Genomic DNA, 15,932 nt, shown 5'->3' with positions numbered 1-15,932 from the left:
ATGACCAAATCATCAGAGCTGTATCAAAAAGCTCAGCAAACCATCCCTGGCGGTGTCAATTCACCAGTTCGTGCATTCAACGGCGTTGGCGGTTCTCCGCTATTTATCGAACGAGCAGACGGTCCACTGATTTTTGATGCCGATGGTAAAGCGTATATTGATTACGTTGGCTCTTGGGGTCCAATGATTCTTGGCCACAACCACGCGGTTATCCGCGAAGCAGTAATTGATGCAGCGCAACGCGGTCTCAGCTTCGGTGCGCCAACAGAACTTGAAATCGCGATGGCAGAATTAGTTTCTGAGCTTGTTCCATCAATGGAGCAAATCCGCATGGTAAGTTCTGGTACTGAAGCTACTATGAGCGCGATTCGCCTTGCACGTGGCTTCACCGGTCGCGACAAGATCATGAAATTTGAAGGTTGTTACCACGGCCACGCTGACAGCTTGCTAGTAAAAGCAGGTTCTGGTGCACTAACTCTAGGTCAACCAAGCTCTCCTGGCGTTCCTGCAGATTTTGCTAAGCACACGCTAACAGCAACATTCAACGACCTAGATTCTGTACGCGAGCTATTTGCTGCTAACAAAGGCGAAATTGCTTGTATCATCGTTGAGCCAGTAGCAGGCAACATGAACTGTATTCCACCAGTGGAAGGCTTCCACGAAGGGCTACGTGAAATCTGTGATCAAGAAGGCGCGCTACTAATTTTTGATGAAGTAATGACAGGCTTCCGTGTTGCTCTAGGCGGCGCGCAAGCACACTACAACATCAAACCCGACCTAACGACACTGGGTAAAGTGATTGGTGGCGGTATGCCAGTAGGTGCTTTCGGTGGCCGTAAAGAAGTCATGCAATACGTTGCACCTACAGGCCCTGTTTACCAAGCTGGTACCCTTTCCGGTAACCCTGTCGCAATGGCAGCAGGCTACGCATGTTTGAACCTTCTAAAAGAAGAAGGCAACGAAAAGCGCCTAGCTTCTAAAACGAAACAACTTGCTGAAGGTTTTAAGTCTCTAGCAGAAAAACACGGTATTCCGCTAGTTGTTAACCAAGTGGGCGGTATGTTCGGCTTCTTCTTCACTGACCAAGAAAAAGTAACTTGCTACGAAGACGTAACGAAGTGCGATGTAGAACGCTTCAAGCGTTTCTTCCACTTAATGCTAAAACACGGTGTCTACCTTGCGCCATCTGCGTTTGAAGCGAGCTTTACTTCACTCGCTCATGGTTCAAAAGAGATTGATGCCACACTAGAAGCGGCTGACCGCTGTTTTGCTGTTCTTGCAGAAGAAGCGAAATAATCGCTAAAAACGGCGATAACGCATTTAGAAAAGGACCGTAACGGTCCTTTTTTATTGCCAATTCAAAATAACCAATATCGCTAATACCCCAACGACAATGCCAAACCACGGTATTCGCTTAGCTTTTTTCTCAGTTTGACACTTTTTATCACCGTTGCAACAACCCATAGCTCATCTCTTGATTGATAACCGACTGATTTGTAGTCATTATAGCAAGGTACATCGCCCTGCTCTAATTCGGCATTGTCATAAGCTTGAAAGAGTTAAGAGTGCAAAGTAATAAAGGTTACACGCCATCATTGAAGGCATAAACCGTAAACGTCACCTGTAAGTTGGACTAATACCATGCCAAATAATGTAAAAATAACGTCGAGTCACCGAGTACTAATGGTTGCTTTACTCGCCGCTGCTTTTGCTTGCTACTTATTGGTTGAGCCATATATCAATTCAATTGTGATGGCTTTTATCATTTCTTTGCTCATGTTTCCGATACACGAATGGTTTGAGCAGAAAATTCCCAAGCACCCCAATATGGCGGCACTGCTGTCATGTGTCGTCTTGACGTTTATTATTGTTATCCCGCTTTTATTTGTGTTTGCCGCCATTGTTCAGCAAGGCTCTGTTTTCTCACAAAATACATATAATTGGGTTACCAATGGTGGCATCCAAGATATATTCCAACATCCTTTCGTTATCAAAGGCTTATCGATTGTTAATGAGTACTTACCTTTTGATAAAATCGAGCCCAAAGCCATTGCTGAGAAAATTGGTCAATTTGCCACATCGTTTGGCTCTAACTTAGTCGCTATCAGCGCAAAGATTTTAGGAGACGCAACCAACTTCCTAATGAACTTCTTCCTGATGCTGTTTGTGCTGTTTTTTCTGCTTCGTGACCACGACAAAATTATCTCTGCGATTCGTCATATCCTGCCACTCTCACGTAGCCAAGAAGACCGCATATTGACAGAGATAGAGCAAGTTTCTAAATCAGCCGTGATGGGCTCATTCATGACAGCGATTGCTCAAGGTTTGGCTGGCGGCATCGGTATGTGGCTAGCTGGCTTCCCTGGGCTATTTTGGGGAACGATGATGGGCTTTGCATCATTCATTCCAGTGGTAGGAACCGCGCTAATCTGGATTCCTGCAGCAGCGTACTTGTTCTTAACAGGCGATATGACTTGGGCTATCTTCTTGACGGTGTGGAGTGTAGTCGTCGTTGGCTCTATAGATAACCTATTGCGTCCGTTGCTAATGCAAGGCAGCGCCGGCATGAATACCCTTATGATTTTCTTCTCATTACTGGGTGGTCTGCATCTGTTTGGTTTGATTGGTCTTATCTACGGCCCACTTATTTTTGCCGTGACCATGGTACTGTTTAATATCTACGAGGAAGAATTCAAAGACTTCCTTAACCAACAAGACAACAGCTAGTCACCGCTTAATCACTTCAAGCTTGGGGCAGATTGTGCGAAAATCTGCCCCAAATTATTTCTGATGAACCAAATTTATGTCTGCTTATATCGCTCCTAGCCAAATAGCTCAGCGCCAACTTGAATACTTCAATGGAAAACACGTTTTAGTCGCTGGTGAAGTTGAAGACCTATTTCCTCTTGAGTTAGTGGCTCATTGTGAGTCTGTTGAAGTGTTTACTTCCAACTATAGCTACTACCGCCAAATTCAAACCTCTGACAAAGTGAAAAGTCATTTTGGCTCTGTGTTTGATGTTGAAACAAAAGCAGACATGGTCCTTTTATACTGGCCAAAAGCAAAAGCCGAAGCAGAATACTTGCTGGCGATGTTGATGGCGAAACTGGGCATTAACACCGAAATCGTCATCGTTGGTGAAAACCGCTCCGGCATCAAGAGCATCGAGAAGATGTTCCAAGAATACGGCCCTGTGAACAAGTACGACTCTGCTCGTCGCTGCTCATTTTACTGGGGTAATTGCCTCAATGAACCAAAACCTTTCAACCAAGCAGATTGGTTTAAGTCTTACACTGTTACACTCGGTGAGAAGTCGCTAGCGGTTAAGAGCCTACCTGGCGTATTCAGCCATGGCGAGTTCGACTTAGGTAGCCGATTGCTGCTTGAAACCTTACCTAAGCTGTCGGGCAAAGTGCTCGACTTTGGTTGTGGTGCAGGTGTACTCGGTGCGTTTATGGCGAAAGCGAATCCAGAGATCGCGATTGAGATGTGTGACATTAATGCTTATGCGATCACTTCTAGCCAAGCCACATTAGAAGCGAATGGTTTATCCGGACGCGTATTTGCATCAGATATATACTCGGATACCGCAAAAGACTACCGCTTTATCGTCAGCAACCCGCCATTCCACAGTGGTTTAGACACAAATTACAACGCAGCGGAAACCTTGTTGGGTCAGGCACCACAATATCTAACCAAAGATGGCGAAATGGTGATTGTCGCGAATAGCTTCTTAAAATACCCACCAATTATCGAGCGGGCGTTTAATAATTGCGAGACGCTAAATAAGACCAATAAATTTTCTATCTACTACGCGAAAAAATCATAACTTCCCCCGCGCAGGCATAAACCTGCGCGATTTTTTCTCATAAATTCAACACTCATAAGAAAAACTGCGTCACCCTGCACGCTTTACAACTAACTTTCTTGTCAAAGAAAAAAAACTCGTTAATTTTGTTAATTCTATCTAGTTGAACATCTTATCCGTTTTTAACGAGAACCTCGGCAGCGAAGTATGTTTTAGAACTGCCCATTATGAGTTGTAATCTTATCCATGTTTAAATTCTACAAAAAACAGAAATTTAAGCGCCTTCAGAGTACACTGATGACCGCATTTCTGGTGCTCAGTATCACACCTCTTACCATTACTGCGATCTTTTTCTTGCAGTCCCACAGTAAAGATCTGCAAGAACAAAGCACCTCGCACTTACTGTCTGTTCGAGATACAAAACAGCAGCAAATCATCGACTACTTTGAGGCACGAGAAACCGAAATCATGGGCTTTGTGCGCTCAGAGTTGGCTTACGCCAGTGGTGGCCGATTCTACGGTCTCGTCAATGCTTTTAGTCGTTTAGGCAATGATATTGAAGAGTCTCGTAAAAACGCCCAACAGCGCTACATCGAGGGCAGCGGAGACCAAATCAAAACCTCAACGTTACCCGAGTCATCCAACTATGTAGGAAGTGAACGTTACCGGCTTTTACATAAACGCTATCATTGGGCCTACTTAGAGCTCCTCAAGCGCTCTGATTTTAATGACATTTTGCTGGTCGACATCAATGGTAACGTCACCTACTCGATCAACAAAGACGATAACTACGGAACGAACTTGTTATCAGGCCCCTACAAAGACTCGGCACTTGGCAAAACTTTCAAGCGTCTCGCCGATGATGTGACTGAACGTCGAAAAGTAAACGAAGACTACACTCCTGTGATTGTGTCTGACTTCGAGCTGGAAGGGGGGAAATCAGTCGCTTGGCTAGGTGCACCAATTGTTCAGCAAGGTTATCTACACAGCTATGCCATGTTCCGCTTGCCAAATAATGGCATCACTAAGTTAGCCGCAGACGCCAACCGAGAGTCATCAATTAACACCTTGCTGGTTGGAAATGATCACCAACCTCGCACAATTAACACGAAACAAGACGACATTAAGAACAGTTTAGAAGTGATCGATAAAGCACTCTCTGGTGCATTTGGTGTCGGCACTTACACAAACGGTTTAGGTGAAGAGATCATCGCGGCTTATGCACCGATTGAAACTCGTGGTGTGATTTGGGCGCTCGTCGTACAGTTACCAGAAAACGAAGCTTTCGCTCGTATCCATCAACTCGAAAAACTATTCGTTATCGCTATGTTGATCGCCATTATCCTTGTGGTGATCGCTTCTCACTATTTATCAAACTTTATCACTTCTCCGTTGCTGAAATTGACTTGGGTTGCCGAAAAGGTCTCTGCAGGGGATCTTGATGACACGTCTTTTAATACGGTTCGTAAAGATGAAATTGGTCGGCTTGCGTTAAGCTTTGAACGAATGCAACGCTCTATTCGAGAGAAGATTCAAACCATTAAGAAGCAAAATGAAGAACTAGAAAGCAACATACAGATCATTCAGAAACAGAATGAAGAACTGCAATTGGCCGATAAATTAAAAGATGAGTTCTTAGCCACGACTTCTCATGAACTTCGTACACCGTTACACGGCATGGTCGGGATTGCTGAAACCTTAGCGTCCGGCGCCAATGGCGCGATCCCCGCTAGCCAGAAATATCAGCTTGATATCATCATTAAAAGTGGTCAGCGTCTCGCTAATCTAGTCGATGACTTGTTGGATTATCATAAAATGCGTTATGGAAGCATGGATATCCAGAAATCAGCAGTGAGTTTGGGCAGTGCAACACGATTGGTTTTAGAGCTTTCTAGCCATTTACTTGGAAGTAAAACCATCCGCATCATCAACCAAGTCCCAGCGGATTTAAAAGCAGTGTCAGCTGACCCGCAACGCCTTGAACAAGTGCTATATAACCTGATTGGCAATGCGATTAAATACACCTCAGAAGGTAAAATTGTTATCTCCGCTAATGTGGTAGATGATCATGTACGCGTACAAGTCGTGGATACTGGACAAGGAATTCCCGCAGAACAACTTGAACATATTTTTGAACCACTTATCCAAGCAGGGCAAGACGCGAGCCGTTATCGTCAAGGTGCAGGACTTGGGCTCTCCATTAGCCGTCAATTGATCGAATTAATGGGAGGCTCGTTATACGTCAGTAGCCAACCAATGGTCGGAACTACCTTCAGTTTCACTTTACCGCTCGCCAGTGAAGAAGAAATCCAAGCAACCCAGACTCTAGCTGCGCACGGGCACTTCCAAATTCCTGAAGTTAATGTAGAGAACAGTGAAGACTTATCACTTCCAGAGAACCCAGACGGCCCGTTACTGTATGTTGCTGACGATGAACCAGTAAACTTACGCGTGCTTGAAAGCTTTTTACGTTTAGAGGGCTATCGTGTGCGTACTGTCTCCGATGGGCCAGAAACGTTAGCGCTCGTCGAGCAAGAGAAGCCGGAACTTCTGTTATTGGATATCATGATGCCAGGCATGAGCGGCTACCAAGTTTGTAGTGAACTACGTGAAACCTATGATCATGCCGAGTTGCCAATCATTATGCTCACCGCACTCAGTCAAACAGAAGATCGTGTAAGAGGTTTTGAGGCAGGAGCCAACGACTATTTATCGAAACCATTTAATAAACAAGAGTTGGCGGCACGTATCCAAGCGCATTTAACGGCAAGTAAAGCAGAAATGCGCCATATGGAAAACAAAGTGCTAGAGTCTGAACTTAGACAGCGAGCAGTCGTTGAAGCAAGCTTACTTGAGACTCAAGGTCGTTTGTTGGAACAGCTAGAATCGGCTCCTGAAGCTATCATCTGTCTACGTGAAGACAAGCGTATTCGCTTTGCTAACGAAGCTGCTTGTAAGCTATTCAAGCGCAGCTTAGAACAGCTAAAGCGTTCATCTGCTGATGAGCTGATTGCCCCTAAATATCTGACCGTCAAACAACCTCATTACTGTGGCAAGATTGATATCTATATTGAAGATATTCGTCAGAACATCGAAGCAGACATTCTTAAGCTCCCTGAAGGTTCAGGGTTAGATATCATGTACATCTTTAATGTCGGCGGTGGAGCCAGTGCCGCTCGCATACATAATCTAGAAACCGCCGTAGAAGTGCTTTCAAGTTATGCATTTGATGGTGACAAAGACCAATTGCAAAAGCTAAAAGAGCTTGGCGGAGAATTTACGCGCCTTGCAGACAAAGCGCTCGGTAATAAAAAAGACAAGCAAGAACTTATGCGAGAAGTTCTAGTAGACGCAATGACACATGCTTTAGAGTATTGGGAATCTGTAACGGGTGAAAGTAAGTTCGCATTTGCAGAGCAAAGTGGCTTGTGGCGCGTTTATCTAGACCGTAGTACTTTGCAAACACGCACTTTAGATAAATACATGCGTATAGAAACATTACCCAAAACACCACGTTGGAGAACGGTGCTAAGCTCGATAGAGTTCATTCTCGAACACTGCAAAGAACAGAGCCCCGAGAGAGCATACATAGAAGCACAACGAGATAAACTACAGCGACTATTGACCAGCTAATATTTATCAAAAAAACTAGCCCAGCGTGCATGCTGGGCTTTTTTGTTATTCGAGTATTCCCTTCCTAGAGATAAAAGAGACCGCCTCTTCCTACCCCATTAACATATTTCCAATAACGAACATTCGGTTAGACATCGCTATCTATTGTTGGTCTTCAAAACGTACGATCTTATCCATTTAACTGGCCTTAATTAGGTAAGTTCGAGCAACCAAAAAACTTCATTCATACAATAAAAAAAGGACGACAAACGGAAGAAAACTGTCGATAAAAAAGGCCATTTTTCAGATAACAAGCGGATTTTGACGAACTATTGATAGAGATTGCGAACTTAATCACAACAGAACGGCAGATTAATTTTTAGCTGATTAATTAACACCATTTCTGCATGTGAGCGAGATCTCCGAACCTAGAAACCAAGCAAGAAACGTATATTTTAAATGGATCACCAGGTTAGTAATCACCAACACTCATTATTAACAAGGATATAAACTGCGACGCATATCAACGTTTATTTTTTGTCCCTCTACTGGTTAAAATTAGCCAAAATAACGTTTATAACGGAGAGCTCAGAGATTTTAACGTTTTTAACGGGAATCAAGTTTGATTATTTTATGGATAAGGTGTTTTCTTACTCCTGCCTAAGGCCTACAGGCCACTCTTGGCGAAACTCAATGTTGTAATGAGTAAGGCATGTACAAGAGGTAGGTCTTAGAGAGTGTTTATCAATTGATGACATTCAATTCCATTTAGTGAAATGAAAGCAAATAGTAAGGAACAGCTATGCTTGCCAATATTAAAAAAACAGCACTAGCAACAGCAATTATTGCAACGGCTACTACAGGTTTTGCATCGGTAGCTACTGCGGCTGAACGCAGTGAACTGACTATCCACCCTAAAGAGTTTACAACTTTCGTTCGTAACTTTAACCCTTTCTTGGGTGCAACTAACCTGCACACAACAACCGACTTTATTTACGAGCCGCTCGTTGTTTTTAACGAAATGCACGGTAACACGCCTGTATTTCGTCTAGCAGAAAACTTTACCATGGCTGATGACCTGATGAGCGTAACCTTCGATATCCGTAAGGGCGTAAAATGGTCTGATGGCAAAGCGTTTACCGCTGATGATGTTGTTTACTCTTTCAACCTAGTTAAAGAGAAGCCAGAGCTAGACCAATCTGGTATCAACTCTTGGGTGACTGGCGTAGAAAAAGTTAACGACTACCAAGTTAAATTCCGTCTAAGCGAAGCAAACTCAAACGTTCCTTACGAAATTGCGAAAGTACCAGTCGTACCTAAGCACGTATGGAGCAAAGTAAAAGATCCAGCAACATTCACAAACGAAAATCCAGTAGGCAGTGGTCCATTTACTGAAATCGACACTTTCACACCGCAGCTATATATCCAGTGTGAGAACCCGAATTATTGGGATGCTGACAACCTAGATGTAGATTGTCTGCGTGTGCCACAAATCGCGAACAACGACCAATTCTTGGGCAAAATCGTTAACGGCGAAATGGACTGGACGTCTTCATTCGTACCAGACATCGACCGTACGTACGCTGCAGCAAGTCCGAATCACCACTACTGGTACCCACCAGCGGGTACTCAAGCATTTGTAGTGAACTTCAAAAACCCAGACGCTGCGAAAAACGAAGCACTAACTAACGTTGACTTCCGTCGTGCGTTCTCTATGGCGCTAGACCGTCAAACTATCATTGATATCGCTTTCTACGGCGGCGGTACAGTGAACGACTTCGCATCTGGCCTTGGCTACGCATTCGAAGCTTGGTCTGATGAAGAGACGCACAACAAGTACAAAGGCTACAACACATACAACGCGGAAGGTGCGAAAAAGCTTCTAGCTAAAGCTGGCTTCAAAGATGTAAACAAAGATGGCTTTGTGGATACACCATCTGGCAAGTCTTTCGAGCTTCTAATTCAATCACCAAACGGTTGGACTGACTTCAACAACACAGTACAACTAGCCGTTGAGCAACTAGCAGAAGTGGGCATTAAAGCTCGTGCTCGTACACCGGACTTCTCGGTATACAACCAAGCAATGCTAGAAGGTACTTACGACGTTGCTTACACCAACTACTTCCACGGTGCAGATCCACACTTGTACTGGGATAGTGGCTACAACTCGAAGCTACAAGCTGGTGACGGCATGCCTCGCTTTGCAATGCACTTCTACAAGAACGATAAGCTAGACGGTCTTCTTAACAGCTTCTACAAGACAGCAGATAAGCAAGAACAGCTAGAGATCGCTCATGGCATTCAGAAGATCATTGCTCAGGACCAAGTAACTATTCCTGTGCTATCTGGCGCGTACATGTACCAATACAACACAACTCGCTTCACTGGTTGGTGGAACGAAGAAAACCCTAAGGGCCGTCCAAACATTTGGGCAGGTATCCCAGAGCGTCTACTTCACGTACTGGACCTAAAACCAGTTAAATAAGTAGAAGTTCATTTCAAGCGGCATACATCCCGTGTGCCGCCTATAAAAATCCCTTGTTAACGAAACCAATATGTGGCGCTCGTCGTCAGGGGATTTTTCGCTCTAAATTTCGCTAGGAGCGACCTGAAACCAGAAACAGGGAAAAAATCTGGGTGAGTAAGGTGTGAGTTATGGGTTATTTTTTAAGACGTTTGTCGTTCTATCTTGTCGCGCTCTTAGTTGCAGCGACGTTAAACTTTATTATTCCGCGAGCAATGCCTGGTGACCCAGTTACCATGATGTTTGCTAATGCTTCAGTACAGGTGACTCCAGAACGAATCGCAGCAATGAAAGAACTGCTCGGTTTCGTTGATGGGCCAATTTACATTCAGTACTTCTCGTACATTAAAAACATTCTAAGTTGGGAATTGGGCACCTCAATCCAGTTCTACCCACTTTCAGTTAATTCTTTACTAGGTAGTGCATTTGGCTGGTCACTATTTCTAGCTGGTACTGCGGTTGTACTTTCTTTCTCCATCGCTTCTGTCCTTGGTATTTTTGCCGCCTGGAAGCGCGGTAGTAAGTACGATGCATTCGTAACGCCTGGCACATTGATCATTCAAGCTATTCCACAAATGGTTATCGCAATGTTAGCGCTGTTTACCTTTGCGATTGGCCTGAAATGGTTCCCATCTGGCTATGCTTACACGCCAGGTACTATTCCTGATTGGACAAGCTGGGAGTTCATCAAGAACGTGGGTTACCACGCTGTACTACCTCTATTCTGTGCAACCATCGTTCAAATTGGTGGCTTCCTAGTTAACATGCGTAACAACATGATCAACCTTCTCGCCGAAGACTACATCACGATGGCTAAAGGTAAAGGGCTGAGTGAAAACCGCGTCGTCTTTAATTACGCCGCACGTAACGCACTACTTCCAAGTGTTACCGCACTGTCTATGTCTTTGGGTATGGCCATTGGTGGTCAATTGATCATCGAGATGATTTTCAACTACCCAGGTTTAGGCACCGTGCTACTTAACGCAATTCACGCTCGTGACTACCAAGTACTTCAAGGTCAGTTAATTATCATGACGATGTTCATGCTGTGCTTCAACTTAATGGCTGACATGCTGTACATGATTCTAGACCCTCGCCTACGTACGGGAGGCAAATAATCATGAAAGAACTATTCAAACTTATTTTAGGTAACGCATTCGCTCGAATCGGTCTTGGTATTGTTACCGTATTCGTATTCGTTGCGATCGCCGCTCCTTTACTTACAAAGCATGCGCCAGACAAGCGAACCGGTAACCCACACGAATACCCAAGCTTTGTTGTAAAACAGGCACAAAACAATCCTGATGGTTGGGTCGCTAAAAACCTAGCAGACGATCGTCGTACGCTGATTATGTCTAAAAAGGCCGACCACGTATTAGGTACTAGCCGAATGGGTCGCGATATCTGGTCGCAAGTGGCTTACGGTGCACGAGTATCACTGGGTGTAGGCTTTGGCGCTGGCATCATCGTGTGCTTCTTAGCAACAGTCATTGGTATATCGGCAGGTTACTTCGGCGGCAAAGTGGATGACGTATTGAGTGCCGCGATGAACATCATGTTAGTAATTCCGCAGTATCCATTGCTATTCGTGTTGGCGGCCTTTATCGGTGAAGCTGGCCCACTCACCATTGCCTTGATTATCGCTGGTACTTCTTGGGCATGGGGTGCACGTGTTGTCCGCTCTCAAACTATGGCACTACGCGAGAAAGAGTTCGTTAAAGCTGCCGAAGTATTGGGAGAGTCTTCATTCCGCATCATCTTCGTTGAGATTTTACCAAACCTTATCCCAATTGTCGGTGCGAGCTTCATTGGCTCAGTAATGCTGGCGATCAACACTGAAGCGGTCATTTCGTTCCTAGGTTTGGGTGATGCCAACACGATCAGTTGGGGCATCATGCTTTACAACGTGCAAACCTCATCAGCCATGCTGATTGGCGCATGGTGGGAAGTACTAGCACCTTGTATTGCCCTAACACTACTGGTTACTGGTCTTGCTCTGTTGAACTTTGCCGTTGACGAAATTGCGAACCCTCAACTTCGTTCTCACAAAGGCATGAAACGCTGGAAAAAACTAGCTGCAAAAGACAAGAAAGAACGTGAGCCTGAACTGGCACCACAAAATGCACTATGGAGCGGAGATAAATAATCATGACTGCACCACTAATTTCCATCCGTAACCTATGCGTAGACTACATCACAGACGCGGGCGATGTCCGCGCCTGTAACAACGTGAGCTTCGACATTGCACCAGGTGAAGTATTCGGTCTGGCTGGTGAATCTGGCTGTGGTAAATCCACTGTTGCCTTCTCACTAATGCGCCTTCATAAGCCGCCAGCGTTTATCACAGGTGGTGAGGTTATCTTCAACGGTGAAGATATCCTTCAGTACAGCGATGATCGCATGCAAGCGTTCCGCTGGAGTGAAATGTCGATGGTATTCCAGAGTGCGATGAACGCTTTGAACCCTGTTCTAACCATGGAAGAGCAGTTCTGTGACGTCATCATGCGTCATACCAATATGACTCGCGCTCAAGCAAAAACACGCGCTGAAGGTCTGCTGGAAATCGTTGATATCCACCCTAGCCGATTGAGTGATTACCCGCACCAGTTCTCTGGTGGTATGCGTCAACGTCTAGTAATCGCAATCGCTTTGGCTCTGAACCCAAAAATGATCATCATGGACGAACCGACTACCGCATTGGATGTAGTGGTTCAACGTGAAATTCTACAAAAAATTTACGCGCTTAAAGAAGAGTTTGGTTTCTCAATTCTATTCATCACACATGACTTGTCATTGATGGTCGAGTTCTCGGATCGTATCGGCATCATGTACTCAGGTGAGTTGATTGAAGTCGCGCCTTCTAAGCAAATTCTGGAAAGTCCTTACCACCCTTACACCAAAGGTTTGGGTAGCTCTTTCCCTCCACTAACTGGACCAAAGACCAAATTGACTGGTATTCCAGGTAACCCGTTGAACTTGCTAGAAGTTCCACAAGGCTGCCGCTTCCAAGCTCGTTGCGATCGCGTACATGAAGCATGTACACGTGTACCAACCCAATTACGTCAAATTGAACCAGGTCGCCTCTCAAATTGCCATTTGTACGGCGACACCATTGCTCAAGCTAAGGTTTAACAACAAAAAAACGCTAGCTAAGAACAAAAATTACACTGGAGAGAATTATGAGCAAACAATTCGGCGAACTGCTGATTGAGGGTAAAAATGTCGTTAAGGACTTCCCTTTAAACAGTAACTCAATCAAACAATCTAAGATGCGCGCAATCAACGACGTCTCTTTCAAAATGTACAAAAGCCGCGGTTTATCAGTAGTAGGTGAGTCTGGCTCAGGTAAATCTACTACCGCAAAAATGATTGCGAAAATGTACGCACCAACGGATGGCATCATCGAGTACAAAGGTCGTGATATTCAAGACATCACCTCTCGTCACGATTTGATGACTTACCGTGAAGGCGTGCAAATGGTATGGCAAGACCCATTTGGCTCGCTAAACCCGACACACAACATCTTCCACCATATTGCTCGCCCACTGCTGATCCACAAGAAGGTTTCTCCAGGCAACAAGAAGGAACTGGAAGAGCGCGTGTATGACCTATTAGAACAAGTTGGTCTGATTCCACCAAAAGAAACGGCGCAAAAGTTCCCGCACCAACTTTCTGGTGGTCAACGTCAGCGCGTGAACTTGGCTCGTAACATTGCAGTTGGTGCAGAAGTAGTGCTAGCTGACGAACCAACATCAATGCTTGACGTATCGATCCGTGCTGGTGTTCTTAACCTGATGGAAGAGATGAAGTTTGAGAAAAAAATGTCTCTTCTTTACATCACTCACGACATCGCGACAGCGCGTTACATCGCTGAAGATCTTGCGGTTATGTACGTGGGCCACATGGTTGAGTGGGGTGACACAGAGGAAATCATTCACGATCCTCAACACCCATATACGCAACTACTGGTTTCAGCCGTGCCAGATCCATCAAAGTCAATTCACGAGAAGTTAAAAGGCAACAAAGGTGAGATCCCACTTTGGACGCCAGAATCAGTCGGTTGTCCATTTGCAGGACGCTGTGTTCATGCCACAGAAAAATGTCGCGAGCGACTGCCTGGTGTGACGCAACTGTCTGATAACCACTTTGTTCGTTGTTACTTATTCGAAGATTAATCATAACGAGGGTCAGGTATCAATCTGACCCCTTTTTCCCTTTATATTTTATTGTTTCCCGGAGAGATTGAATGCTGCTACTGACTAACCACATTGGTTACGAGCGTCTGGGCCCTAAGAAAGCGATCATCCAGACGAGCCGACCACGTCTGTCTTCTTATACGGCTTTGTTGGTTTGTGCCGATAGCCATCAAACCGTTGCAACCTTGACGGTAGAAAAGCAAGGCAAAGTAGCGAGCTGGCATCAAGGTCATTTCTACCTTATCGACTTTTCCTCATTTAACACTCCAGGTAACTATTACCTTCGTTTCGACCATTTGCGTTCATCTCACTTTGAGATTGGCGAACATATTCTTTTCGATCGCACGCTTTCAGATGTGATCCATTATTTTAAATCTCAGCGTTGCGGAGGCATTTTCGATCAGCAAGATCGTCAGGCTCCACTGCTAAATTCCGACGAAACCGCAGATGTTCATGGCGGTTGGTATGACGCTTCAGGCGATGTCAGCAAATATCTGAGCCATTTGTCGTACGCAAACTACCTAAACCCACAGCAGACCCCTATGGTGGTGTGGAACATGTTAAAAGGTTTGTCTCTACTTGAAGGCAACGACAAACTGGCTAAATTCACTGTTACTCGTCTTATTGAAGAAGCCCTGTTCGGTGCAGATTTCCTTGTTCGTATGCAAAACGAAAAAGGCTTCTTCTACATGACCGTATTCGACAAGTGGAGTAAAGACACAGCTCAACGTGAAATCTGCGCCTACGAAACCCAACTTGGTCATAAGTTTGATGACTACCAAGCCGGTTACCGACAAGGAGCTGGTGTTAGCATTGCAGCATTAGCTTCAGCAGCACGCCTAGAGTTTCATGGTGAATTCGACCAACAAAAATACCGTAATGCCGCGGAAAACGGCTACTGGCACTTAAAAGAGCACAACACCCAATACCTAAACGATGGTGAAGAGAACATCATCGATGAATACTGCGCATTACTTGCAGCCGTTGAGCTATTTAAGACCACCAAAGAAACCCGCTACCTAGAAGAAAGCCGCGTGTGGGCAAACCGCCTTTCTGCTCGTCAAATGAATGATGAGCATATTCAACATTTCTGGGCAGCCAATCAAGATGGTAGCCGCCCTTACTTCCATGCGGCAGAAGCAGGACTTCCTGTTATCGCGCTGTGCGAATACTTGGCGATTGAAGACGACTCTGAGCGCGCTTCAGTAGCAAAACAAATCATCACTCAAGCTTGTGAGTTTGAAGTCTCTATCACCAATAGAGTAAAGAACCCATTTGGTTACCCGCGCCAATATGTAAAAGGCGTGGACGAAGCAAAACGTGATGCGTTCTTTGTGGCACACAACAATGAATCGGGTTACTGGTGGCAAGGTGAAAATGCTCGCTTAGGTTCACTGGCAACCATGGCGTATTTGGCGCAACCATTTATCGAGTCAGAAACTCTAAAGCAGCAGCTTTCTAAACTCGCACAAGATTCTATCAACTGGATTGTAGGTCTGAACCCTTACGACATGTGCATGTTGGATGGTCATGGTCGCAACAATCCGGACTACCTTCCTCAATATGGTTTCTTCAATGCAAAAGGTGGTGTGTGCAACGGCATCACCGGCGGTTTCGAAGATGAGGAAGACATTGCATTCAATCCACCAGCACAGAAAGACGACATGCTTCAAAACTGGCGCTGGGGAGAACAATGGATCCCGCATGGTGCGTGGTACCTACTCGCAGTAATGAGTCAGGCTCAGCACATCTCGACTTTAGCGAACTCTCAAGCCTTCAAGGAGCAATAAAC

General features: G+C 45.1%; 10 protein-coding genes. All 10 read left to right on the top strand.

Translation table 11 applies throughout. The features are described 5' to 3' along the window. The 10 genes from hemL (at position 1) to R7Z50_RS11385 (ending at position 15,930) form a co-directional block, all read left to right on the top strand. The gene (gene hemL, locus R7Z50_RS11430) at positions 1-1,296 is read left to right on the top strand and encodes a glutamate-1-semialdehyde 2,1-aminomutase (RefSeq protein WP_005380032.1); all 1,296 of its coding nucleotides are present in this window, start codon (positions 1-3) and stop codon (positions 1,294-1,296) included. A 345-nt stretch (positions 1,297-1,641) separates the two neighbouring features. Then, positions 1,642-2,727, top strand: a complete 1,086-nt coding sequence (locus tag R7Z50_RS11425; protein WP_025768201.1) for an AI-2E family transporter — start codon at positions 1,642-1,644, stop codon at positions 2,725-2,727. A 76-nt stretch (positions 2,728-2,803) separates the two neighbouring features. Then, positions 2,804-3,829: a 16S rRNA (guanine(1207)-N(2))-methyltransferase RsmC gene (rsmC, locus tag R7Z50_RS11420; RefSeq protein WP_005386543.1), complete on the top strand. Its 1,026-nt coding sequence runs from the start codon at positions 2,804-2,806 to the stop codon at positions 3,827-3,829. 225 nt (positions 3,830-4,054) lie between these two features. Then, positions 4,055-7,441, top strand: a complete 3,387-nt coding sequence (locus R7Z50_RS11415) for a response regulator (protein WP_318149083.1) — start codon at positions 4,055-4,057, stop codon at positions 7,439-7,441. Positions 7,442-8,222: 781 nt separating this feature from the next. Continuing rightward, on the top strand, positions 8,223-9,905 hold the full coding sequence (locus R7Z50_RS11410) for an ABC transporter substrate-binding protein (protein ID WP_005380037.1): 1,683 nt from the start codon (positions 8,223-8,225) through the stop codon (positions 9,903-9,905). 170 nt (positions 9,906-10,075) lie between these two features. Then, complete coding sequence (locus R7Z50_RS11405; RefSeq protein WP_005380038.1) at positions 10,076-11,062, top strand: ABC transporter permease; 987 nt, start codon at positions 10,076-10,078, stop codon at positions 11,060-11,062. Positions 11,063-11,064: 2 nt separating this feature from the next. After that, positions 11,065-12,090 (top strand): ABC transporter permease, encoded by a 1,026-nt coding sequence (locus tag R7Z50_RS11400; protein ID WP_054730004.1) that lies wholly within the window; start codon positions 11,065-11,067, stop codon positions 12,088-12,090. A gap of 2 nt (positions 12,091-12,092) precedes the next feature. Next, positions 12,093-13,076: an ABC transporter ATP-binding protein gene (locus R7Z50_RS11395; protein ID WP_005386550.1), complete on the top strand. Its 984-nt coding sequence runs from the start codon at positions 12,093-12,095 to the stop codon at positions 13,074-13,076. A gap of 47 nt (positions 13,077-13,123) precedes the next feature. Continuing rightward, the gene (locus tag R7Z50_RS11390; RefSeq protein WP_318149082.1) at positions 13,124-14,119 is read left to right on the top strand and encodes an ABC transporter ATP-binding protein; all 996 of its coding nucleotides are present in this window, start codon (positions 13,124-13,126) and stop codon (positions 14,117-14,119) included. 71 nt (positions 14,120-14,190) lie between these two features. Then, positions 14,191-15,930, top strand: coding sequence for a glycoside hydrolase family 9 protein (locus tag R7Z50_RS11385; RefSeq protein WP_318149081.1), 1,740 nt, complete (start codon positions 14,191-14,193; stop codon positions 15,928-15,930). Positions 15,931-15,932 lie beyond the last annotated feature (2 nt).

The sequence above is a fragment of the Vibrio sp. 1249-1 genome (genome assembly GCF_033340495.1).
This window is presented reverse-complemented; position numbering and strand designations above follow the sequence as displayed.